This is a genomic window from Janthinobacterium sp. BCJ23 (genome assembly GCF_059617945.1).
In genome coordinates, this window is the sequence record NZ_JCAQAW010000010.1 from 1 (window position 1) to 23,906 (window position 23,906).

The 23,906-nt window shown below is 61.7% G+C and carries 19 protein-coding genes; 7 read left to right on the plus strand and 12 right to left on the minus strand.

Features of this window, described 5'->3' with window-relative positions:
- The coding region (locus tag AC54AG_RS24400) for a type VI secretion system Vgr family protein (protein ID WP_496631815.1) at positions 1-1,495 on the minus strand (1,495 nt) is incomplete at its 3' end.
- Positions 1,492-2,262, minus strand: a complete 771-nt coding sequence (locus AC54AG_RS24405) for a hypothetical protein (RefSeq protein ID WP_496631817.1) — start codon at positions 2,260-2,262, stop codon at positions 1,492-1,494. The genes AC54AG_RS24405 and AC54AG_RS24400, both read right to left, overlap by 4 nt.
- A 216-nt stretch (positions 2,263-2,478) precedes the next feature.
- Between AC54AG_RS24405 and AC54AG_RS24410 the strand changes: the two genes are divergently transcribed.
- Genes AC54AG_RS24410 through tssA form a run of 7 tightly spaced genes read left to right on the plus strand, consistent with a single transcriptional unit; the run spans position 2,479 to position 11,874 of the window.
- Positions 2,479-3,324, plus strand: coding sequence for a M15 family metallopeptidase (locus AC54AG_RS24410; RefSeq protein ID WP_496631819.1), 846 nt, complete (start codon positions 2,479-2,481; stop codon positions 3,322-3,324).
- Between the two features lie 14 nt (positions 3,325-3,338).
- On the plus strand, positions 3,339-3,608 hold the full coding sequence (locus tag AC54AG_RS24415; protein ID WP_034754859.1) for a PAAR domain-containing protein: 270 nt from the start codon (positions 3,339-3,341) through the stop codon (positions 3,606-3,608).
- 31 nt (positions 3,609-3,639) lie between these two features.
- Positions 3,640-5,088 (plus strand): hypothetical protein, encoded by a 1,449-nt coding sequence (locus AC54AG_RS24420; RefSeq protein ID WP_496631821.1) that lies wholly within the window; start codon positions 3,640-3,642, stop codon positions 5,086-5,088.
- A gap of 46 nt (positions 5,089-5,134) precedes the next feature.
- On the plus strand, positions 5,135-9,031 hold the full coding sequence (tssM, locus tag AC54AG_RS24425) for a type VI secretion system membrane subunit TssM (protein WP_219330397.1): 3,897 nt from the start codon (positions 5,135-5,137) through the stop codon (positions 9,029-9,031).
- Positions 9,028-10,008 (plus strand): type VI secretion system-associated protein TagF, encoded by a 981-nt coding sequence (gene tagF / locus AC54AG_RS24430; protein WP_034754871.1) that lies wholly within the window; start codon positions 9,028-9,030, stop codon positions 10,006-10,008. The genes tssM and tagF overlap by 4 nt, the downstream gene beginning before the upstream one ends.
- Positions 10,009-10,010: 2 nt before the next feature.
- Positions 10,011-10,805 carry an OmpA family protein gene (locus tag AC54AG_RS24435; protein ID WP_496631824.1) on the plus strand — a complete coding sequence of 265 codons (795 nt, stop codon included), beginning with the start codon at positions 10,011-10,013 and terminating at the stop codon, positions 10,803-10,805.
- A 19-nt stretch (positions 10,806-10,824) separates the two neighbouring features.
- The gene (tssA, locus tag AC54AG_RS24440; RefSeq protein ID WP_496631826.1) at positions 10,825-11,874 is read left to right on the plus strand and encodes a type VI secretion system protein TssA; all 1,050 of its coding nucleotides are present in this window, start codon (positions 10,825-10,827) and stop codon (positions 11,872-11,874) included.
- Positions 11,875-11,933: 59 nt separating this feature from the next.
- On the opposite strand, the gene AC54AG_RS24445 is transcribed toward tssA, so the two are convergent.
- From AC54AG_RS24445 to tssH, 10 genes are all read right to left on the minus strand, one after another.
- Positions 11,934-14,084: a phospholipase effector Tle1 domain-containing protein gene (locus AC54AG_RS24445; protein ID WP_496631828.1), complete on the minus strand. Its 2,151-nt coding sequence runs from the start codon at positions 14,082-14,084 to the stop codon at positions 11,934-11,936.
- A 32-nt stretch (positions 14,085-14,116) separates the two neighbouring features.
- Positions 14,117-14,614, minus strand: a complete 498-nt coding sequence (locus AC54AG_RS24450; protein ID WP_496631830.1) for a DUF3304 domain-containing protein — start codon at positions 14,612-14,614, stop codon at positions 14,117-14,119.
- Positions 14,615-14,668: 54 nt separating this feature from the next.
- The gene (locus AC54AG_RS24455) at positions 14,669-15,079 is read right to left on the minus strand and encodes a DUF3304 domain-containing protein (RefSeq protein ID WP_496631832.1); all 411 of its coding nucleotides are present in this window, start codon (positions 15,077-15,079) and stop codon (positions 14,669-14,671) included.
- Between the two features lie 233 nt (positions 15,080-15,312).
- Entirely contained in the window at positions 15,313-15,717 is a 405-nt protein-coding gene (locus AC54AG_RS24460; RefSeq protein WP_496631834.1) for a DUF3304 domain-containing protein, read from the minus strand.
- Between the two features lie 54 nt (positions 15,718-15,771).
- Positions 15,772-16,266 carry a DUF3304 domain-containing protein gene (locus AC54AG_RS24465; RefSeq protein WP_496631836.1) on the minus strand — a complete coding sequence of 165 codons (495 nt, stop codon included), beginning with the start codon at positions 16,264-16,266 and terminating at the stop codon, positions 15,772-15,774.
- A gap of 58 nt (positions 16,267-16,324) precedes the next feature.
- Complete coding sequence (locus AC54AG_RS24470) at positions 16,325-16,825, minus strand: DUF3304 domain-containing protein (RefSeq protein ID WP_496631838.1); 501 nt, start codon at positions 16,823-16,825, stop codon at positions 16,325-16,327.
- 73 nt (positions 16,826-16,898) lie between these two features.
- Positions 16,899-17,366 (minus strand): hypothetical protein, encoded by a 468-nt coding sequence (locus AC54AG_RS24475; protein WP_496631840.1) that lies wholly within the window; start codon positions 17,364-17,366, stop codon positions 16,899-16,901.
- Positions 17,356-18,207 (minus strand): DUF4123 domain-containing protein, encoded by an 852-nt coding sequence (locus tag AC54AG_RS24480; protein WP_496631842.1) that lies wholly within the window; start codon positions 18,205-18,207, stop codon positions 17,356-17,358. The genes AC54AG_RS24475 and AC54AG_RS24480 overlap by 11 nt, the downstream gene beginning before the upstream one ends.
- 68 nt (positions 18,208-18,275) lie before the next feature.
- A complete protein-coding gene (locus AC54AG_RS24485; RefSeq protein ID WP_496631844.1) occupies positions 18,276-21,077 on the minus strand; it encodes a type VI secretion system Vgr family protein in 2,802 nt (933 codons plus the stop codon).
- A 135-nt stretch (positions 21,078-21,212) separates the two neighbouring features.
- Entirely contained in the window at positions 21,213-23,894 is a 2,682-nt protein-coding gene (gene tssH / locus AC54AG_RS24490; protein WP_496631846.1) for a type VI secretion system ATPase TssH, read from the minus strand.
- Between the last annotated feature and the right edge of the window lie 12 nt (positions 23,895-23,906).

Sequence of the window (23,906 nt, forward strand, 5' to 3'; positions counted from 1 at the left end):
CGCGCTGCGCCACACGCACCCAGCAGGTGGCATGTGTTTCCTGTTGCCAGTGAAAGCGGATGCGCACCCGGCCCAGCCTGTCGCAATAGATTTCATCGGCGCCGCTGGCCGCGTCCTGGCCATCGGCTCCCACGACGATGGCGCTCTGGCTGCCGCAGGCGGTCGGTTTCGGATGCTGGCGCAATCCGTTTTCACCGAGCACCGGGCGCCACGGAGTGGCGGCGGGAATCGCTTCCAGATGATTGGCATAGCCGCTGGCCACCGCTTGGGCGATCACCTGCTCGAAGTGTTCGATGTGGCGCGGTCCGAGGTTCAGCGTGCCCAGGCTTTCCTGCAGCAGTTCCGGGATCGGGCCGAACAGTTCAGCCAATCCTTGCCTGGCCGGCGCCGGCAAGTTGTTGACGCCCACGCTGCAGACGCGCAGCACCGTATAAGCCGGGGCCGGCGCATCGCCGCCCGCCCCCTGCAGCGGCCCCTGTGTCAGCCTGAACCGCGTACCGGCGCGCAAGGTGCGCACCGTCGAGCGCGCAACGCAGCGTTCGCTGCGCGCTTCGAGCGCCTGCATCCGCAACAGCGCGTAGCGGCTGGCCTGGGCAGCGTCGGCATAGTAATACTGGCCCGGCGTATCGTAGCTTTCCAGCAATGGCGCATGCTGGCCGCCCACCGCCGTCCGGGTCGGCACGCCAGCCGCGACCGCCTGCTTGGCCTTGTAGTCATAACTGAGCACGGTCGCCAGCGCCGTGTTCAGCGAACGCGCCGTGCTGAACGCCTGCAGCGTATCGCCCTGCTCGCCGGCGCGCGCGCCATGAAAGCGGATGCCGCCGCCGGCCGCGCTGGAAGCATCTTCCGGCACCGCGCTGTCGGCGCTGCTGTCGGCAAACAGCACCAGGCAATGGCCGCCTTCCTGCTCCTCGAAGCGCCATGCGAGTCCTTCTTCGGTCAGCAGGCGGCCGACGAAATCGAGGTCCGATTCGCGGTACTGGCAGCAATAGCTGCGCGCCGCGGCGCCATCCATGAACGGACGCGTGTCGTCGCTCCAGCGCCACCGCGCCGCGGGAACGTAGGACTGGAATACGGACTCGACGATCTCGATCACGCTCTTGTCTTGCCAGACTCTGCTGTTACGCACCTGGCCCAGCCGCCACAGCCACGGTGTCAGGCGCAGCCGGTAACGCGCCAGGCCGCCGAAGCTGCCCAGCATGGCCGCCTCGCTGACATGGCCGCTGAAGCTGGCGCGGCTGCCATCAAACAAGCTCACTTGCAGCGTGGCCAGCTTGCCCAGCATGGGCGCCAGCGCCAGCTGGGCGCTGGTCGACAGCACGATGACATCGCGCGCGCCGGGCGTCTGCAATTGCTCGTCACCGGCGAACGCTTCCACCAGCAAGCGGCCCGCATCCTGCGCGCCGTCGCCTTCCAGCGTGATCTCGTACAAGCGCGTGATACTCGAGAACGCTCCCAACGCGGCATCCACCTGCTCCAGCTGCGCTGCGCTCATCGCGCGCCTTTCGCCGCAGCCCTGGCCGCCTTGCATAACGGCTTGTCGGTGCGGCCGGCGCAGGTCCTCTGCCGGCAGCTATCGGCGGCCGCCGGTTTCAATTTGCTGCATTGCTGTAACTGGACTTGCAGGCTGGGCGACGCTTTTTTGGGCGGCGTGCCAGCCTGGGTATGCGATACGAGCGCGGCCAGAAGCGCCAGGTCGTTTTCCTGTTCCGGCGTGACGGCGGGCTTGGCCTGAGCAGCGGGCTTGAGCGGTTTGGCTGGCGTTTTTTTCTGCGGCGCGCGCGCCGGCTTGGACGCGCTCTTCTGCGGGCTTTCCAGCGCCTTGCTCAGCACATCCCTGGGGCCGGGCACGGACGCCGGCGCTGGGACGGGCAAGTCGGCGCCCAGCATTTCGCTCAAGCTCTGCCGTGGCAGCGCCTGCTGTTCCTCCTCCCGGATGCTGGCAGCGGCGGTGACGGGCGCGGCGGCCACGGCCGGCGCTTCCGGCGCTGGTGCCGTACTGCTCAACACGGGTTCGGCCACCGCCGCCGCCTCGTGTTGCCCCAGCCAGGCGCCGGTGGCCAGCAGCAACAAAGCGCCGGCCAGCATGCCGCCCCAGACCTGCCACCGGCTGGCGCGCCTGCCTTCATGCGGCATGGGCGCAGGCCGCCTGCCACCTTCGAGATGGTTGAGGATACGGCTGCGGTCGGCCTCGGCCTGTTGCGCGGGCGTCAATAAGCTGGGCCGTGTCGATGGCCGTGGGCTGTCGTCATTGCTTTGCAAAATCTTAACTCCTGTCAATATTTGCAATACCTTACGACAATAAAAAAAAGCGTGACGCATGTTAGGAAATCAACAGTGCGCACCCGGCGCACAATTGAAAGTAAGCGCCCGTAATTAGCAAGTTAGTAAGATATACTCACCGGCAATATTAGCGCAAACGCTGGCGCAGCCGCAGTCAACTGCCCATGCATGGCGCCTTTTTCGAGCGGGGTGGACGTGTTTCTACTGGCGGTGGCACTCTATTTTTTACTGGCATGCCTGATCAGCTGGCTCGTGCTGTTTCCATCGGGCCGCGAACTGCTGCTGCGGGCGCTGGCGACGGCTGAACAAGGCATCGGCGCACGGCTCGATCGGCTTGCCCGGCGCAGGACCGCCGGCCTGGACACGCTGCGCCGTGGTGGCGCCAGCACCTTGCTCGGCAGCGCGGCGTTCGTGCGCCGCCATTACCTGCTGTTCCTGGGCGGTGCGGCGGTGATGTGTCTGCCACCGGCAATCGCCTTGCTGGCAGGCAGCAAGAGTGTATTGGGCGGCTACGAAGTGTCGACGCGCGAAATGAATACGCAAGTATCGGCCCTGCTGCAAGGCGAACAGCTGGTGCCGCCGGTGGATCTGCCGCCGCTGGTGTTCGCCACCGAGGAAGTACAGCAAATGCGGCCGATGCTGGTATCGGCCAGCCGCAACTGGACGCTGCTCAATACCGAGTACGCACAAAGGCTGCTGCTGGTGTTCAAGATCATGAAGGAAAAACATGGCTACGACATGGCCATCCTGGAAGGTTACCGCAGTCCGGAACGGCAAAACATGCTGGCCGGCATGGGCAGCAATGTCACCAATGCGGCCGCGTTCCAGAGCTGGCATCAGTATGGCCTGGCGGCCGATTGCGCCTTTTTGCGCGATAGCAAGCTGGTGATCTCGGAAAAAGATCCCTGGGCCATGCGCGGCTATCAGCTGTATGGCGAAGTGGCCGAATCGGTTGGCATGACCTGGGGCGGCCGCTGGAAAATGATGGATTTCGGCCACACGGAACTGCGCGTGCCTGGTGTGATGAAAAAACAACGATGACTTAAGGAGCACATATGGCTGGTCCTGTAATCAGATTGGGTGACAAGACATCGCATGGCGGCAGCGTGCTGGAGGCCTCGGCGGTGACGGACAGCGGCGGCATCGGCATCGCGCGCGTGGGCGACAAGGTTTCGTGCCCGCGGCCTGGCCATGGCACCTGCCCCATCGTCAGCGGCGACGCCAGCTGGATCGTCGATGGCAAGCCGGTGGCCCGCCAGGGCGACAAGACCAGCTGTGGCGCGGTGCTGATCGCCAGCCAGCAAGCCACCACGGATCAGCTATGACGTCCGGCCGCCACTGCAAGGGAGCGCGCTGATGCGCGCGTGGCTGCGGCGCAGCCTGCTGATATTGGCCGTGTTCGCCTTGTGCTGGGGCGGCGCGATCTGGTACTGGCGCACCAGCACGCGCATGCCGTCGACGGGCGACCTGGCCGGCAGCATGCTGGCGTTGCCGCTGGCGCTGCTCATCAGCTGGTGGCTGGGCAAGAAACTGCTGGCCAGGCTGACGGCGCCGGCGGCATCTCCCGCGCTGGCTGACGCCGCCGGGGCGGACGCCGGGGCACCCGGCAATGAACCTGCGCCGCGCGCGCCGCTGCACCTGGCCGCCGCCGCGCTGCGCATGCCGGGCGGCGCCTCGGCGCCGGAACTGGCGGCCGCGCTGCAAGACAAGCAGCAGCGCCCCGAACTCGACCCGGAACTGACCGACGCGCAAGGCTACCCGGTGATGAGCGCCCGCGTGGCCGATGTCGATGAACATGAGCAGAAGGCACTGCTTGACGACTGGCTGCGGACCCGTCCGGCCGATACGGCGCAGGGCGCAACAGCGCATTTCGATGCCGAACACTTGCGCGCACTGGCGCTGGGCGCGGACGTATTGACCGAACTGATGCAGGAAGCGGCGATGCACACGGAACTCGACGCCTACAAGGCGGCGCAACCGCGATCGCGCGCCGCGCTGGCGCTGCCGACCCTGCAACTGCATCTGCTGTTACCACCCGATTGGGAGCAGCCGCAGCGCGACACAGGCGCCGCCTGGCTGCAAGCACAGGCGGAACAGCAAGGCTGGCCTGCCGACAAGCTCGGCGTGCACCTGGCCGGCGACAGCGGGCCGCTGGCGCTGATCGAACAGCTGGCCGCGCAGGCTGCCTTGCAAGAGTTGCCTTGCCTGGCCATCGTGCTGGCCTGCGGTTCGCATATCGGCGAGCTGACCGTGCATGACTGGACCTCGCGCGGCCTGCTGTTCAATGCGGGCCAGCCGGGCGGGCAGATTCCCGGCGAAGGCGCGGCAGGCCTCTTGCTGGCCGACGCGGCCCAGGCGGCGGCGCTGCAGGTGGACACGCCGGTACTGCTGCACCATGCCAGCATGGCCGTACGTGGCCAGTCGGCGGACAGCCGCGGCCACGGCGATGCCACCTTGCTGACCGAGCTGGGCGGCAAGGCGATGTCGGCGGCGTCTGTCGCCCCGGCCGCGATTACGCGGCTATACGCCGATGCCGACCAGCGCTCGAGCCGCATGATCGAACTGATGAACAATGCCGGCACGCTGCTGCCCGATATCGATCTCAGCAACGACGTACTGAGCGTGGCGGCGGCCTGCGGCCAAAGTGGCCAGGTGGCCACCTTGGCGGCGCTGGTGCTGGCGCGGCACGAGGCGGCCGACAATGCCAGCCAGGTGCTATGCCTGAGCAACCTCGACGCTTTCCGCCGGGCCGCCGTGGTGGTGGGGGCGCCTACCCTTGCCCCTGAAGCCCTCGCAGCGACATGACCCCTCCCTCCACCATGCCTATCAACCTCTCGCCCCTCATACTATGATGCAACGATTCTGGCATTCCATTACTACCCGTTTCAGCCTGTTCGCCATCGGCTTCGTGGCGCTGGCCGCACTGCTGGCCAGTTGCGCCATCATCTTCGAATGGCCGCTGGTATGGATCGTGCCGCCGCTGGCACTGGTCCTGCTCATCGCCAGCGCGGTATGGTGGCTGCAGCGCAGGCGCCGCCAGCGCGATGCCGCCCGGTTCGGCGGCATGCTGGAACAGCAGACGGCTGGCGCGGCGCCCAAGGCGGGCCCTACCCAGCGCGAGGAAACCGAAACCATCCGCAAGCGCATGCTCGAAGCGATCGGCACCATCAAGACGTCCAAGCTGGGCCAGCTGTCAGGTGACGCGGCCTTGTATGAGCTGCCATGGTATATGGTCATCGGCAATCCGGCGGCCGGCAAGAGCACGGCGATCGCCAATTCCGGCCTGCAGTTTCCTTTTGCCGACAGCAAGATCGTGCAAGGCATCGGCGGCACCCGCAATTGCGACTGGTTCTTCACCACCGATGGCATCCTGCTCGACACGGCGGGCCGCTATTCCGTCAACGACGAAGACCGCGCCGAATGGTTCGGCTTCCTGGCGCTGCTGAAAAAACACCGCAAGCGCGCGCCGATCAACGGCATCATCATCGCCGTCAGCATTGCCGAACTGACTGGCAGCCGGCCCGAATTCGCCATCAATCTGGCCAAGAACCTGCGCCAGCGGGTGCAGGAACTGACGGAAAAGCTGGAAGTGCACGCGCCCGTCTACGTGGTGTTCACCAAGGCCGACCTGATTACCGGTTTCAACGAATTCTTCCAGGACACGGAACGGGGCGAACGCGACCGGGTATGGGGCGCCACCCTGCCCTACAGCCAGACCAGTTCCAAACAGGACGTGCTGGAGCAGTTCGACCAGCGTTTCGACGAACTGTATGACGGCCTGAAAGAGCTGAGCCTGGCCAGCATGGCGCTGCAGCAGCAGGAACGCATGCCGCCGGGCGTGTTCACCTTCCCGCTCGAGTTCAGCGCGATCAAGGGTTCGCTGCGCGCCTTCATCGCCACCCTGTTTGAGGAAAACCCGTTCCAGTTCAAGCCCGTCATGCGCGGCTTCTATTTCACCAGCGCGTTGCAGGAAGGCATGTCGGTATCGGCCTCGTCGGAACGCGTGGCGCAGCGCTTCGATTTGAAATTGCAGCCGCAACAACAGAACGCGGTGCAGGACCAGCACGGCTATTTCCTGCTCAATCTGTTCCGCAAGGTGATCTTCGCCGACAGGGAGCTGGTCGCACAGTACGCCAGTCCAGCCAAGACCCGCCTGCGCTACGCCACTTTCTTTGCCGCCACCGCGCTGGTGGGCCTGGCGCTGGCCGGCTGGAGCTGGTCCTACATGGCCAACCGCCAGCTGGTGGCCAACGTGCAGGCTGACCTGGACCAGGCGATCAAGGTGCAGGACAAGCGGCTCGACCTGCAATCGCGTTTCGAAGCGCTGGAAATCATGCAGGACCGGATCGAACAGCTCGATGCCTACCGCAACAGCCGGCCCATCTCGCTGGGCCTGGGCCTGTATCAGGGGGAACTGCTGGAACGCAAACTGCGCGAAGAATATTTCTCGGGTGTGCGTGAAGTGATGCTGACCCCGGTCGCGCAATCGCTGGAAGCCTTCCTGGCCGAGGTCAATGCCGGCGCCAGCCGCTTGCAGCCGATGGCCAGCACGCCGCAGTCGGGCGCGGTGTCGGCCGGCGCGGCCGCCACCCTGCCCGCGCCAGCCGGCACCCTGGCCGCACCGGTGGCCGCCACGCCTACGCCAGCCCTGGCCAGCGCCCCTGCCGCCGCGCCGCCAGCCACGGCGGCCGCCGTCAACCTCGGCGCACAGCAGTTCAAGGACGCCTCGCCGGCCAATGTGGAAGACGCCTATAACGCCCTGAAAACCTATCTGATGCTGAGCGACAAGTCGCGCGCCGAAGCGAGCCACCTGAATGACCAGCTGACCCGTTTCTGGCGGGTCTGGCTCGACAGCAACCGCGGCAGCATGCCGCGCGAACAGATGATACGCAGCGCCGAACGCATGATTTCGTTCTACCTCACCCAGATCAACGACCCATCCTGGCCGCAGGTCGACAGCAAGCTGGCGCTGGTCGACCAGTCGCGCGACAGCCTGCGCCGCGTGGTGCGGGGCATGCCGGCCCGCGAGCGCGTGTACGCTGACGTCAAGGCGCGCGCCGCCACGCGCTTCGCCTCGATGACGGTGGCGCGCATTGTCGGCGAGCAGGACAAGGAACTGGTGCTGGGCAGCTACGCCATTCCCGGCACGTTTACGCGCGACGCCTGGGAACAATTCATCCAGCAAGCCTTCCAGGAGGCGGCCAACCGCGAACTGCAAAGCGCCGACTGGGTGCTGAAAACGGCGTCGAAGGACGATCTGACCCTCGAAGGCAGCCCGGAGCAGATCCAGAAAGCGCTGGTCGAACTGTATAAAACGGACTACGCCAAGGAATGGCAGAAATTCATCCAGGGCGTCAGCATCCGCGAGTTGAACGGCTTCGACAACGCGGCGGCGGCCATGAACCGGCTCGGCGACCCGCAAACCTCGCCGATCAACAAGCTGATCGAAACGGTGTACAAGGAAACCTCGTGGGACAACCCCTCGCTGCTGGGCCAGGGCTTGCAGCGGGCCCAGCGCGGCATGATGGGCTGGTTCAAGGAAACCATCCTGCGCCAGAAACCGTCCGGCATCAACGTCAATATCGGCAGCGGCGCGCCCGCCGCCGGCGCCTTGCCGATGGGGCCGGTGGGCCGCGAGTTTTCCGGTGTGGCCCGCCTGGTGGTGACCAAGGACAAGGACGCTTCGCTGATGCGCGGCTACATGGATGCGCTGTCGAAGCTGCGCGCCCGCTTCAACCAGATCAAGAACCAGGGCGATACGGGCCCCGGCGCCAAGCAGTTCATGCAGCAGACGCTGGACGGCACCGGTTCGGAACTGGCCGATGCGCTCAAATACGTGGATGAACAGATGCTGACCGGCATGACCGATGCGCAAAAGCAGGCCATCCGGCCGCTGCTGGTACGCCCGCTGATGCAGACGTTCGCCGTCATCATCAAGCCGACCGAGACGGAAATCAACAAGGTCTGGCTGGCGCAGGTACTCGAACCGTTCCAGAAAACCCTGGCGCCCAAGTATCCGTTTGCGCCCGCCTCGGGTAGCGAGGCCAGCAATGCCGATATCGGCCAGGTGTTCGGGCCGGAAGGCAGCATCGCCAAGTTCTTCAATACCACCATCGGCCCGCTGGTGGTGCGCCGTGGCGATTCGCTCAGCGCCAAGACCTGGGCCAACATGGGCATCGGCCTGGCGCCGTCCGTGGTGGCCAGCTTCCCCGGCTGGATCGCCCCGCTCAGCGCCAACGGCGTGGCCACGGCGGCCGGCGCCGGCGAAGCGCAGACCCGTTTCGACCTGCAGGCGCTGGCCGCCACCGGCGCCACCGAGTACACGATCGAGATCGACGGCCAGGCGCTGCGCTGGCGCGGCCAGCCGCAGCCGTGGATCCATATGGTCTGGCCGAATCCGCAAGGTACGCCCGGCGCGCGCATCAGCGCCATCACGCCGGAAGGCCGCACGGTCGTGTTGCTCAACGAGCCTGGCCATTTCGGCCTGAAGAAAATGATCGATTCTGCCAAGCGCAAGCGCAAGGATGGCGGCGTATTCGAACTGAGCTGGGAAAACAGCGGCGTGAGCGTGGCGGCCAACCTGAAGATCGTCGCCACTCCGGCGCCGGTTGCGGCACCGGCCACCGCCTCGGGCGCTGCGGGCTTCCGCGGCCTGAAGCTGCCGGAAATCGTGGCCCAGAGCGTTCCGGCCGTCAACACTCCCGCGCCGGCAGGCGCCACCGCGGCCAATGCCGCCGTCGCGCCATGAACCGCACCACCGCCACCCCGATCGGCTATTTCGGCAAGCTGCCCAGCCGCGGCGACTTCGTCAAAGCCAGCGACAACCCGGCCCTGCTGAAGATCCTCGACGACTGGCTGGCGCAGGCGATGGACCTGCTCAGCGCCGACGCACGCTGGAAGCTGACCTACGATGCGCTGCCGCCCATGCATTTCGCCTTTATCGGCCCGCGCCGTGGGCGCGCCATCGCCGGCCATATCGCCGCCAGCAGCGATGCCTCGTCGCGCCGTTTTCCCTTCCTGATGATGAGCACCATGGAAGTGGACCAGCCGGCCGCGTTTGTCGCCAACAGTCCGCTGGTGCTGTCGCGCCTGTGGAACCGTTTCGAGGCGCTCAGCAACGACATGCGCGGCCCCGATGCGGGCAACGCGCTGCACGCGGCCAGCCATGCCAGCATCGACCTCGACCTGCGCGCCGCCGCCTATGAAGCCACCTTCAATGACTTCCTCGACATGCAGACCGTGGGCGAACTCGACGCGCTGCTGGCGCCCACCGGTTTCACGGGCACGGTGCGGCAGGTGCTGCTGGCGCTGGGCCTGCTGCTGCAGCCGGTAATGGCCAGCAGTTCCAGCCGGCTGGAGAAAAGCCTCGAATTGCCGCTGCCGGCCGACCCGCTGTACCGCAACATGGTGGCGGCGTTCTGGATGCACCTGATCACGCCGTTCCTGGCGCGCGCCGACTTCGAGCTGGCGCTGTTCATCACCCGGCTGCGCGGCCGCCAGACGCTGGTGCTGGGATTTTCCGGCGCGTCGGCGCAAACCCTGCATGTGCTGATGAACCCGCAAGCGGCGCTCGATCACCATATCGCGTTCGACGACCTGGACTGGGTCGAGGAACAGGTCGGCAGCGACTATGCGATCAAGAAAGTGTCGACCTATCTGGCGCAAGCCAATCTCTCGCTCAAATCGGCGCACGATTCCTTGCGCGCCGCCTTTATCGGAACCTGACCATGCGCCTATCCCGTATCGTTCTCTTCCTCGGCATGGCGCTGGCCGCCATGCCCGCTTCGGCGCAAGCGCCCACAGCGATACCCACGGCCGCCACGCCGCAGCCCGGCCAGGTGCTGGCCTCCGGTACCGTGCCCGACGAAGCGAGCAAGGCGGCCGTGCTGGTGCGCCTGCGCGAGCTGTACGGCACCGACAAGGTGGTCGACCAGATCGCCGTCGGCCAGGTGGTACTGCCCGCCAACTGGAACGCGTATGTGCAAAAGCTGCTGTCGCCCAACCTCAAGCAGATCAGCCGCGGCCAGCTGAAAATCGACGGCAGCGTCGTCAGCGTGCGCGGCGAAGTGGCGAACGAGGCGCAGCGGCAAAAAATCGCCAGCGATATCGCCACCAGCCTCAATCCCACCTACACCGTCAACAATGGCCTGCGCGTGTCGGCCAGCGAGCAAGGCGTGCTCGACACAACCCTGGCCAACCGCACGATCGAGTTTGAAAGCGGCAAGGCCACCTTGACGCCGTCGGGCCGCGCCATCCTCGACGAAATGGCGGCAGCCATGCAAAAGCTGGCCGGCCGCAAGGTCGAGATCATCGGCCATACCGACAACCAGGGCTTGCGCGCCAGTAACCAGAGCCTGAGCCAGGCGCGGGCCGAAGCCGTCAAATTCTACCTGGCATCGAAAGGCATCCACGGCGACCTGCTGACGGCATCAGGCCAGGGCTCCGACCGGCCGATCGCCAGCAACGACACGGCGGACGGGCGCGCCCGCAACCGGCGCATTGAATTTCGCATGGCGCAATAACCATCCATCAGAGGACCACATGTTTTCAGCCGAACAGTTATTACTTCCGATCAGCAATGAACAACCGGCAGGCGTGGACCTGGCGTTTTCGCCCGAACTCGACGCGATCACGTTGGCGCGCAAGTTCGACGACCCCACGCTCGACCAGGGCGAATGGGTTGCCGACCTGAAGGAGGCCGACTGGGACTTCGTCGTGCGCAGTTGCGCCGGCCTGCTTGCCGGCAGCAGCAAGGATCTGCGCCTGGCCGTCTGGCTGACCGAAGCGGGCACCAAGCGCCACCACCTGCGCGGCATGGCCGAAGGCTTGCTGGTGCTGGCGGGGCTGTGCGAAAAATTCTGGGACCGGGGCCTGTTCCCCGAAGCCGAGGACGGCGACCAGGAGCAGCGCATCGGCAACCTCAGCTGGATACTCTCGCGCATCCCGGCGCTGCTGCGCGAAGTGCCCATCACGGGCGGCCCGGGCGGCGCTTTTTCCACCATCGATTTCGAGACCGCGCGGCGCCAGGCCGCCCCGGGGGATTCCGCCAGGCAGCATGAGGGCGTCAAGCTGTCCGACATGGAAGCGGCGCGGCGCAACAACTCGGCCGCCTTTTGCGCCAGTTTCGCCGTCGACGCGCAAGATTGCCTGGAAGCGCTGCGCAAGCTTGAAAGAGTCGTCGACGCCCGGCTGGGCAACGACAGCCCAGCCTTTTCCACGGCACGCGAAGCCGTCGAAGCGATGCTGCGCGTAATGCCCTCCAGTGCCAGCGTGGCGCCCGCCGCGCCCGCCGCTGCGGCGGATGGCGGTATGGCCATGGCTGAAAGCGCGATGGCGCCGGCCGTGACGGCGATCCCGGCCGGCCCGCCAGGCGCCATCACCACGCGTGCACAGGCGATCGAGCAACTACGCGCCGTGGCGCAGTTTTTCCGCCGCAGCGAACCGCACAGCCCCGTCTCCTATTTTGCCGACAAGGCCGCCAATGCGGCCGACCAGGATTTGCACAGCTGGCTGCGTTCGGTGGTCAAGGATGCCGGTTCGCTGGCGCATATTGAAGAGCTGCTGGGTGTGCAACCGCCCGGCAATGGCTAAGATCCATGCCTCTGGCGGTGCCTCTGCCGCCGCCAGAGGCAGCTGTACCTGAATCCGTCTTATTTCGTTTTTTCCCGGTCTTGCTCGATCCAGCGCTTTTTCAGCTGCTCCAGCAACTCGGCCTCTGCATTCGCGTACTTCAAAATGACTTTTTTTTCTGCCTCATAATAAAGCCGGGCTTCCTGGCTGGCTTGCTGCATGGCATTTTTCGCGGTTTTGACTGCGTGGTTCAATTTCTTTTCCGCCTCCACCCCGGCATCGTGCACGTCGTGACCGGCGCGGGTGGCGCCATCGACGATCATCCGGCTCGTTTCCCTGTACGTTTCCACCGCCTGCCGTTCCAGCCGCTTTTCGGCCTCGGACACCGCCCGCGCGGTGGCAGCGATCTTTCTGCGCGCCACCCGGTAGGTGCTGACGGTGTAACCATACAGCTTTTGGAAGTAGGTCACGGCCGCATCGCCCGCTGCCTTGACGGCTTTCAGCGATTCATTGGCGATATTCGACATGTTCGAATAATCATCGCTTTGCACGAAAACGTGGCGGAAGCGGCCATAGCCGCCGGTCAGCCATACCGGCTCGTGCTTGCCCAGGATGCGAAAGCCGGCGCGCGAATCGTGCACATAATCCTCAAACAGCGTGACGCAGCCAGCCGGCGGCTGCGCGCCTTCCGTCATGATTTTCAAAAACCGCTCTTCCCAGTCGCTTAACGGGTCTTTTCCGTCTTCGACAAACAGCATGCCGGCCGGGCTGACGCGATTCAAGACACTCTTGGCACGTTCATTGAGCCACCCCGCCACGGTTGCGTTGGCCTTCTTTCGTTCACGCCAGGAGCGCAGATATACCCCCAGATCGCTATCGGCCTCCAGCAAGTCTTTCTGGCCCGGCTTATCCGACTCCTTGAAAAAACGCTTGGTCTTCAATTGCGCTGTTCCCTGCGCGTGCAACATGCCGCGCCAGCGCAGATATTGTTTTGTATGCGCCTCGGTAAAGGTCTTCACGTCAGCGCCCTTGATGCCGTTATGCGTCAGCCAGTTGTTGTAGGAGGCGATCAGTCTTGGGTCGGTGGCAAAGGAATGCAACAGCAAACTGTGCCTGGCTTCTTTCATCTCATTCAGGGTGCGTAAGGGCACACCGGCTTTCAGGGCGGCGAAATGCATGTCGATCAAGGGAATCTGCGACAGATGCGGCGAAGGCCCCCAGCCCGGCATGGATCTGCCCTGCTCGCCTGGGTAATACCCCCCACCTACATCGGAATGCATGCCAGGGTAGCCAACATTGCCACGCCCTGTCGCCGATTCCAGCGGAAAGCTGGCGCGTTGTTCGTGCAGGGCGATGAAATGCGTGCACTCTTCGACCACGGGATGGATGCTCTGCGTACCATTTCCCCACGCCATATGCCCAAAAGTGACGGGCGTTACGTCACCGACGCCAACGGCGGCCACAGTATCAAAAATTCCCAGGAAGCCTATGCGTATCGGTACGCCCGCCAGCTCAAATGCGCCGGTTTCCCGTTCGAACACCTGATGCAGCCAGTGCGCACTGGCGCGCGCTTCGGCCGCGCCACGAGAAAATCCAAAGATGGACACGTTGATTTGCTTTACCTTGCGCTGATGAGTTTTGACGACACGCGCCAGTTTTTCTTCAAGCGACGTCAGCATTGTCCAACGCTGCACCCCTTCCAGCCCAAGCAGCATTTGCGAACTCATCAAATTAACCAGCAGCCTTTGCTCGTCCCGATCGAGCATAGGTGCACCTGTCAAATAACGGTGCACTGCATTGAGCAATGAAGTGATACCCCAATTGATACGATCGGCCCCCATGTAACCGAAGCCGCCACCCGCATTATCGGTCAAGGCCTCGACCGTATCGCCGATTTCCTTGAACGGTGTACCAACACCTGGCATATATGCGCGAAAAAATCCATTTTTTTCTTCATCAAGATGTGCATCCCATAGTCTGGCAACATTGCTATGCTTATTTCTTTGCCGCTGCGTCAGGTTCTTGGGATTGACTATCAGGTCTTTCTGTTTCCAATCATGATTATTGCCGCTCCCATCATAAAACAAGCCTATATAAATCTGCCCCTGGCATTCTGTTTTATGAGGCGACCTGACGCAAGCCATCGCCTTTGCGCGCTGTGACGATTCTTTGGCAGTAAGCCTGCGTCGCCCATCGAGAGGAGCTTTTCTTCCTGTATAAATAATAGACATTCTTACAAATCTCCTAAATTATTTTATAATTTCTACTCCCATATTATTTCTAGTGGAACGCCAGGCTGTAGTTCCGCTTCCTTACCAGAAAGTGGATATTTTCGATGTCCCAACGAGTATTTAGTTACAAAAACCTTCAAGCTTCCATCGTGAAGAAAATGCACGACAAACCTGCCAGCATCGGACGAATTGTAACTAGGTACGGAGACTATCTTCTCCACTCGAATCGGCTTACCATTCTTTAATATATGCATAGATATCGTCGCTTTCATGCCGGGCTTCCATACCGAAGGAATTGAAAGGCAGCAAGTTTCCCCTCCCCCCCCTTCGCCAGGAGCCAAGTAGCCAGCCTCTACTGAAGTTCCATCTGCCAGTGTCACAATATAACTTCCAACGCCGTTCTCAGTATGGTTATATGCCGTCAAACTCACGCTAGTTTTCATTGATTCCTTGCTACAAGCAATACTTGAAAATAATAGAAAAATAAATAAAAAAACACAACCCGACTTCTTTCCAAATAAATTCATCATGATCTTTCAGACATTAAAAATAAATTATCGCAAAGAAAATTCATATCAGAAAAATTACTCCCACATTATTTCGAGCGGTTCACCAGGCTGCAATTCAGCCTCTTTTCCAGAAAGCGGATACTTTCGATGCCCAAGCAAGTATTTTGTTACAAATACCTTATAACTTCCATCATGAAGAAAATTAACAACAAACATGCTGGCGTCGGTGCGATAATACTGCGGCACCAACACTGTTTTTTCTACACGGATAGCCTTCCCATTTTTTACCGTATCCATGACTATGGTTGCCTTCATACCCGGCTTCCATATTGACGGTATTGAAAGACAGCAAGTTTGCCCGCCGCCGCCTTGTCCTGGGTCGAGGTAGCCAGCCTGTGCTGACGAGCCATCTTCAAGTGTCACGATATAGCTTCCAACACCATGTTCGGTATGGTTATACGCAGTAAGACTTACGCTGATTTTCATTGATTCCTTGCTACAGGCCACATTTGAAAACAATAGAAAAACACATAAGAATAGGCAAGCAGATCGCTTTCCCAATAAATTCATCATAGTCTTCCCTGAATTGAAAATAGATCATCATAAAGAACAGTCACGTAAAAAAATTTACTCCCATATTATTTCCAGTGGAATGCCCGGCTCCAGTTCCGCCTCCTTCCCACCAAGTGGATACTTTCGATGCCCTAGCAAATATTTTGTTACAAATACCTTATAGCTTCCATCATAAAGAAAATGGACGACAAACCTGCCAGCGTCGGAAGGATTGTAACGAGGTATAGAAACTGTTTTCTCCACTCTGATCGGCTTACCATTTTTAATATATGCATGGCAATAGTCGCATTCATGCCGGGTTTCCAGGTCGCTGGTATCGAAAGACAGCAAGTTTTCCCGCCGCCTCCTTCCCCTGGTGCCAAATAACCGGCCTCAGCTGAAGAGCCATCATCAAGTGTCACGATATAGCTTCCAACACCATTTTCGGTATGGTTATACGCAGTCAGATTCACGACAATCTTCATTAGTTCCTTGCTACAAGCAATATTTGAAAATAATAGAAAAATACATAAAAAAATACAACCCAATTTCTTTCCCAATAAACTCTTCATAATCTTTCAGACATTAAAAATAAATTATCGAAAAGAGGATTCATATCAGGAAAATTACTCCCATATTATTTCAAGCGGTTTACCAGGCTGCAATTCCGCCTCTTTTCCAGAAAGCGGATACTTTCGATGCCCAAGCAAGTATTTTGTTACAAATACCTTATAACTTCCATCATGAAGAAAATGGACGACAAACCTTCCGGCATCGGAAGAATCGTAACGAGGTATAAATACCGTCTTCGCTACTCGGATCCTCTTACCATTTTTTATTGTATTCATGACAATATTCGCTTTCATTCCGGGCTTCCATGTCGCTGGTATCGAGAGGCAGCAAGTCTTTCCTCCACCGCCTTCACTTGGGTCCAAGTAGCCAGCCTCGGCTGAAGATCCGTCATCGAGTGTGACGATATAGCTTCCAACACCATGTTCGGTATGGTTATATGCAGTCAGACTCACAACGGTTTTCATTAACTCTTTATTACAAGCCACAGTTGAAAATAAAATAAATACAGAAAAAATGGCACAACTTAATCGTTTTTCAAATGGACTCATAAAAATTATTCCCAATAAAGAAACAAATATAAATCCAATCGACTGCATTCACAAAAACCTACTTCCATATTATTTCAAGCGGCACCCCAGCTTGCAATTCAGCGTCTTTCCCAGAGAGTGGATATTTCTGATGCCCGAGTGAATATTTAGTTACGAATACTTTATATCGTCCATCATGCAGGAAATGAACGACAAATCTCCCAGCGTCAGAGGCCACGTAGGGTGGTACCGGCACTACTTTCTCCACTCTGACATCTTTTCCATCTTTTATAGTATCCATGGTAACAGTGACTTTCATCCCCTTCTTCCATACAGCAGGGATCGAAAGACAACAGGTTTCACCTCCACCACCCTGACCTGGAGCAAGAAATCCAGCCTCAGTCCAGGAACCGTCCGCAAGTTTTACAATATAGCTACCAACTCCATGTTCGGTATGATTGTAGGCGGTGATATTCACGCCAATTTTCATATCTTCCTTGCCACATGCTGTATTTGAAAATGCCATAAAAATACATAAAAATACATTGATTAAATTTCTCGGAAATAGTCTTTTTATCATCTGAGTTCCTGAAATTCATTGACCAAATACATCCCGAGATTGAAATGAAAATTACATCGACCTTAGATGTAACTTATCCCTTGGGTTCATACGCCTCCCACAGCGGCGGCCCCGCTTCCCAAACGGTTTTCGGCAAGGCTTGCAGCGCGTCGTAAAAAGCGTCCAGCGATGCGGGTGGGTTTTTCATGAATTCAACAAACAGTGGCTGTTCCATGGCCTTGCCAGAGGTGTACAGTGCCAGCAAGACATATTGCGTTTGCCTGTCGAGGTCATCGATCCCGGCATCGAGCGCGCGCTGCTGGTATTTCGCGACAAAGGCGTTCAAGACGCGCGGCGGCGTGTCATTGGTTTCATCGGTGATCACGCGCCGCAAATGGCTGACCAGGTTGGCGGTGTCGGCCGGTTTCAGCTTGGCGTGCTTGACGGCGCTTGACGCCTGCGGCGCGGCTTTTACCGCTGTCTGCGCCGCGACGTTGCCGCTGGCAATCACCAATGCCAAACTCAGGCACAGCGCCAGCGCCGGGAGCCGGTCAAGCTTCAAGCTGAATGCCCCACAAAGGTGGGCCGGCTTCCCATACGTCGTCGGACAAGGCTTGCATGGCTTCATAGAAACTTTCGATAGAGGTGGGTGGGTCTTGCATCAAGGCGATGAAATCGGGGTGTTCGATGCCGGCGCCGGAGGTGTACAGGGCCAGCAGCAGGTATTGCGTCTGGCGGTCCAGGTCGTCGATGCCGGCGGCCAGGGCGCGCTGCTGGTAGCGGGCAACGAATTCGTACAGCAGCCGGGGCGGGGTATCGTTGGTTTCGTCCGTGATCACCCGCCGTAAATGACTGATCAGCGTATCGGCGTCACCGGCATCGACCAGCATGCCGTATTGCGCATCGTCCAAGTGGATGAGCGGCGAGCCCATCAGCACAGCGTCCGGCGCAGCACCGGCGGTGTCGACATCGAGCAGGACGGCAACGTCACCAAAACGGTTGATGTACTGCAAACTCAACAGTCCCGCCACAAACTGCTCGCGCTGTAGCGGCTCCAGGCAGGCCAGCCAGACGGGCAGGATGCGCGTGTCGTACCAGCGCAGCATCATCTGCTGCTCGTCGCTCAGGCCGACGGCGTGAAACTGGCGCAAATGCCGCGCCAGTACGGGCAAGGGCCACGGACTTTCCATCCAGCTCAGGCAAGGCGCGCCATAACCGAGTTTTTCGGCCCAGTCGCAGACTTTCTCCAGCATGGCAGGCGCAAGGCCGGACAGCGGTATCAGCAGCGGCGCGATCTCGGGCAGGCTTGCTTCATGGGTTTCCTCGAACAGCGACGCATACGGCACTTTCCAGCGCTGCAGCGTCAGGTGACTGTTTTCGGCTTGCGCACTGTCGAGCAGCAAATAAGGCAGGCGTTGCCGCCCAAGACTGGCCCGGACCCAGCCGTGCAATGCTGAAACGCTGCCGGGCGTCACCGTAGCACTCCCGCTGCGCCCTGCTGCATGGCGCTCAAAATGCAGCTTTTACATGTGCTCGATGGCAGCGGCGGCATCACATACGGCGCGCGCGTGGGCCCGATAAAACTCTTCTTGCCTGCAAATACGGTGATCTTGCCCGGACACTGGATCGTGATGTTGCCGCCTTCGATCGTGATGTTGGCACCGCCCGCCGTCGACAAACGGATGCTTTTCAGCGCTGCCCAGTCGACATGCGCGTTGGCGCTGATGACGTTGACCTCGTCGCGCGCCTGGAGCCGCAAGGTATCGCCTTGCGCCTGCACGTCGATGGTGCCCTGGGCGGCGATCAGCTGCACCCCGGCATCACCCTCCCCGGCCTTCATTGCGCCGCCCAGCATGCCGATGGCCTGGCCCGTGTGCAAACGCCACTGGCCACCGCTGCTCCATTGCGTGTCCTGCCCGCTCATCAGGATGACGCTCTCGCCATTGGCCAGCTGCAGGTCTTGGCCGGCGATCAGGCCCAGGTCAGCCTTGGCGGCAATGGCGATCAGCGAGTCCTTGGTGTGCGGCAGTTGTTCATGCATGCCCGCCACGCTGGCCTGCATGGCTTTCAGGGGCGCCGCCTGCTCGTCGAGTTCGCTGGCATTGGCGGCGCTGGCGCCGACATGGCTGGCGTAGGCCACCGTTTGATGCGTTTGTGCGGCCTGGCTGAAGGTGTCGCCCAGCAGTACAGCCTGCTTCAACAATGCCATGCCACCGGCATTGTCGCCGGCCGGCTCGCGTTGCGCGGCCTCGTGCCTGAGCACATAGCTGCTCACCAGCAAGCCCGCCTTGGACCGCACCGCGCCATACGCATCGGTGCGCAACTCGGCACCGGCGCCGCGCAGGCTGCCCCGGTAATTGTCGGCGCCATGGATCAGGTGGCCAAGAGTGAGTTCGCTGGCCGCATGGCTGCTTTTCAGTTGCACCCGGCCCTGGCTGTCGGTGTCGTCGAACAGCAGCTGGTTGTAGCCCGCCGCTCCTCCAGCCTTGCCGAACTCCTTGCTGCGGATGCCCCATTGCGCGCTGGCATTGCGGTGCGCCGCGCTGGCGCCGGCGGCGCCATGCCACAAGGGACTGTTGCCGCCCGCCAGATTGCCCTGACCCGCTACCGCGTGATCGTGGGCCGGCTGGAACACGCCGGCGTCGCCTGGCTCGCCGCCGATGCCGCCCGGGGTCGGTTTGCTTCCGCCCTCGCCCTGGCCGTTGTACAGCGCGCCGACGATGACGGGCCGGTCGATATCGTTTTCCAAAAATTGCACCAGCACTTCCTGGCCGATGCGCGGCAGGAACTGGCTGCCCATGCCGCCGCCGGCCGCGCACTGCGCCACGCGCACCCAGCAGGTCGCGGCCGTTTCCTGTTGCCAGTGAAAGCGGATGCGCACCCGGCCCAGCCTGTCGCAATAGATTTCATCGGCGCCGCTGGCCGCGTCCTGGCCATCGGCGCCCACGACGATGGCGCTCTGGCTGCCCAGGGCCGTCGGCCTGGCATGCTGGCGCGCATCGTTGCCATACTGCAGCGGACGCCACGGCGTGCCTGCGCTGATCATCTCGATGCAGTTGGCGTAACCGCTGGCTTGTGCCTGCGCGATCGCGGCGGCGACATCGGGAAAACCGTCGCCCCACTGCGCCACGGTTTCCTCCAGCAATTCCGGTATCGGGCCGAACAGTTCCGCCAATCCCTCCAGTGCCGGCACCGGCAGGTTGTTGACGCCGATGCTGGCCACGCGCAGCACGACATATTCGGATGCGGCGCCATCGGCGGGCGGTAACGGACCCTGCGTCAGGGTAAAACGCGTGCCGGCGCGCAAGGTGCGCACGGTCGAGCGCGCCTGCCACAGCTGGGCGCGCACTTCATGGGCCTGCATCTGCAACTGCGCGTAACGCTGCGCCTGGGCGGCGCTGGCGTACCAGTACTGGCCCGGCGTATCGTAGCTTTCCAGCACCGGCGCATTCTTGCCGCCAAGGGCCATGTTGGTCGGCACGCTGGCGGCCACGGCCTTTTTCGCCTTGTAGTCATAGCTGAGTACGCTGCTCAGGCCCACCTGCAGGCTGCGCCGCGCGCTCAAGGCCTGCACGCTGTCGCCGGGCTCGCCAACGCGCGCGCCATGAAAGCGCAAGCCGCCGCCTTGCGCGCTGCTGGCGTCCTCGGGCGTGGCGAACGCCTGGCTGCTGTCGGCAAAGACGACCATGGTCTGACCGTCAAACCGCCAGGCCAGCCCTTCTTCCGTCAGCAGCCGGCGCACGAAATCGTAGTCCGATTCCCGGTACTGGCAGCAATAGCTGCGTTCGCCCGCTTCCTGCATGAAAGACGCCACCTCGTCGCTCCAGCGCCACAGCGCGTACGGCGCATACGCCTGCAAGACCTCGTCGACGATGGCGCTCACGCTCCTGTCTTGCCAGACGCGGCTGTTATGCGCCTGGGTCAGCAGCCACAGCCATGGGGTGATGCGCAGCCGGTAGCGCGCCAGGCCGCCATTGCTGCCCAGCGTGGCGGCGGCGCTGATATAGCCGGAAAATGGGGTGCGCGTGCCGTCCGCCAGGCTGATATGCAGGCTGGCCGGCTGGCCCAGCAGCGACGCCAGCGCCACATGGGCGCTGGTGGACAAGGCGATGATGTCGCGCGCGCCCACCTCCTGCAGCCGTTCGTCGGCGGCAAAGGCTTCGACCAGCAAGCCGCTGTCCGCGTCCTCGCCGTAGGTCAACTCGTACAGCCGCGTGGCGCTCGTGAAAGCAGCCAGCGCGTCAGCAATCTTGTCGGTCGAGGTGGATGACATGCGCTTCCCGTCAGTCGTTTACCAAGTTTTGCATATTTAACAATTATTGTAGCGAGGAATTTATATCACCGGAGCGCGATTGAAACCGGGTGAACAGATTGCGCCCCTCCTCTCCACGCACCATGGCGGCAGTACCTACTTGATGGTGTACTTGAACTGCCCCTGCTTGCTGGCGCTGACCTTGATTTTCGTAATCGCTGCGCCTTCGGCCATTTTGGCCAGCACCGACTCGGCGATCTCGGGCAGCACCGTGCCGTTGAGGATATTGTCGACATTGCGCGCGCCCGAATCGACTTCGGTGCAGCGCGCCAGCACGGCCTCGACCAGCGCCTCGTCATGGCTGAATTCGGCCTTGTGATTGGCCGCGATGCGCTGGGCGATCTTGCCCAGTTTCAGGCCGATGATATTGACCAGCACGTCGTCCGAGATCGGATAGAACGGGATCACTTTCAAACGTCCCAAAAAGGCCGGCTTGAAGGTTTTCATCAGTTGCGGGCGAAGCTTTTCCTCCAGCTGCTCCGGCGTCGGCAGGTCTGGCGCCGCCACATTCAGGCAGGCCTGCATCAGGATGCTCGAGCCGACGTTCGAGGTGAGAATGATGATGGTGTTTTTAAAGTCGATCTCGCGCCCTTCCGCATCCTCCATCACGCCCTTGTCGAAGACCTGGAAGAACAGTTCGAGCACGTCAGGGTGGGCTTTTTCCACTTCGTCGAGCAGCACCACGCTGTAAGGGTTGCGCCGCACGGCCTCGGTCAGCACGCCGCCTTCGCCATAGCCGACATAGCCGGGCGGCGAGCCTTTCAGGCCCGATACGCTGTGCGCTTCCTGGTATTCGCTCATGTTGATGGTGATCAGCTTGCGTTCGCCGCCATACAGCACGTCGGCCAGCGCCAGCGCCGTTTCCGTCTTGCCCACGCCGGACGGACCGACGAACAGGAACACGCCCTTCGGCTTGTTCGGATCGTCCAGGTTGGCGCGCGAGGTGCGCACGCGCTGCGCCACCGCTTCGATCGCATGCGACTGCCCCAGCACGCGCTCTTCCAGCATGTCCTTCAGTTTGAGCACCGTGCGGATTTCATCCTTGACCATTTTCCCCAGCGGGATGCCGGTCCAGCCGGCGACGATTTCCGCCACCACGTGGCCGTCGACCTGCACCGGCACCATCGGCGTTTCGCCCTGCAGCACGCGCAAGTCCTTGAGCAGGGCCTGCAAATCGCCGGCCTGGCTGGCGTCCGGTTTGACGCCGGCGCTTTCCAGGTCCTGGCGCGCCGCCCTGACCTTTCCGGTCAGCGTCTTTTCGTTTTCCCAGCGCGCGGCCAGCGCCGCATGCTCGCCGGCGGCGGCGCTGCGCTGCTCACGCAAGTCTTTCAGACGCACCAGGTGGTTGCCGCCGCTCTTTTCCTCGCGTTCGAGCGTGGCGACTTCGGCGCCGATGCGGTCCAGCTTTTTGACCAGGTTTTCCAGCAGGGCCGGCGTCGCGTTCTGGCCCAGCGCCACCTTGGCGCAGGCCGTATCGAGCACGCTGATGGCCTTGTCGGGCAGCTGGCGCCCCATGATGTAGCGGTGCGACAGCCGTACCGCTTCGGTGATGGCTTCGTCATAGATGCGCACATTGAAATGCTTTTCCATCAGCGGTGCCATGCCGCGCAACATGGCGCAGGCCAGTTCCTCGCTCGGCTCCTCGATCTTGACGACCTGGAAGCGGCGCGCCAGCGCGGCGTCCTTTTCAAAATACTTCTTGTATTCACCCCAGGTGGTGGCGGCAATCGTGCGCAGCTCGCCGCGCGCCAATGCCGGCTTGAGCAGGTTGGCCGCGTCGTTCTGGCCGGCCGTGCCGCCTGCGCCGATCATGGTGTGCGCTTCGTCGATGAACAGGATGATGGCGTGCGGGCTTTTCTTGACTTCGTCGATGACGTTTTTCAGGCGGTTCTCGAACTCGCCCTTGACGCTGGCGCCGGCCTGCAGCAGGCCCATGTCCAGCGTATGGATCTCGACGCCCTTCAATACATCGGGCACGTCGTCCAGCGCGATGCGCAGGGCCAGCCCTTCGACCACGGCCGTCTTGCCCACGCCCGCCTCGCCCGTCAGGATCGGGTTGTTCTGGCGCCGCCGCATCAGGATATCGATGGCCTGGCGGATCTCCGCATCGCGGCCGATCACCGGATCGACCTTGCCGTCGCGCGCGCGCGCCGTCAGGTTGGTGGTGAACTGGTCCAGCGCCGGAGTTTTCGACGCGGCCGCGCGCCCTGCCAGTTCGCCGACGGGGTCTCCTCCTCCCTCGCCACCCTCGCCACCCTCGCCAGCCTCGCCATCGGCAGCCGAAGCGCCTGCCGCCTCCTGCGAGCCTTGCGTGATCTTGTCGAGGTTATGCTTCAAGTCGTCGAGCTTGAATTTGTTGAACAGTTTCGAGCCCCGGTAAGCCAGCTGCGCCAATTCAGGGTCGGTCAGCAGCGCCTGCAGCAGATGCGCACTGCGGATGCTGGCCTGGCGGCCCGCCTGCACGTCGAGCGACGCGATCAGCCAGGCGTTTTCAAACAGCTTCGGCAGCCGGGGCGAAAACACGGGGGTGCGCGCATTGCCGGTCTGCAGGCGCGCCACTTCGGCCTGCAAGTCCGCTTCGAGCATGCTGACGCTGATGCCGCTGTGGCGGGCGATCAGCGCAAAGTCGCTGGCCGGCTGTTCCAGCAGGGCCAGGAACAGGTGTTCCAGGTCGACCTCGTATTGTCCGAGGCCGACGCAAATGCCGGCGGCGCGGGTGGCGGCGGTACGGCTGGTGTCATTGAGCTTGCTGATCAGCGTCTTGAGGTTGATGCTCATGGGGCAAAGGTC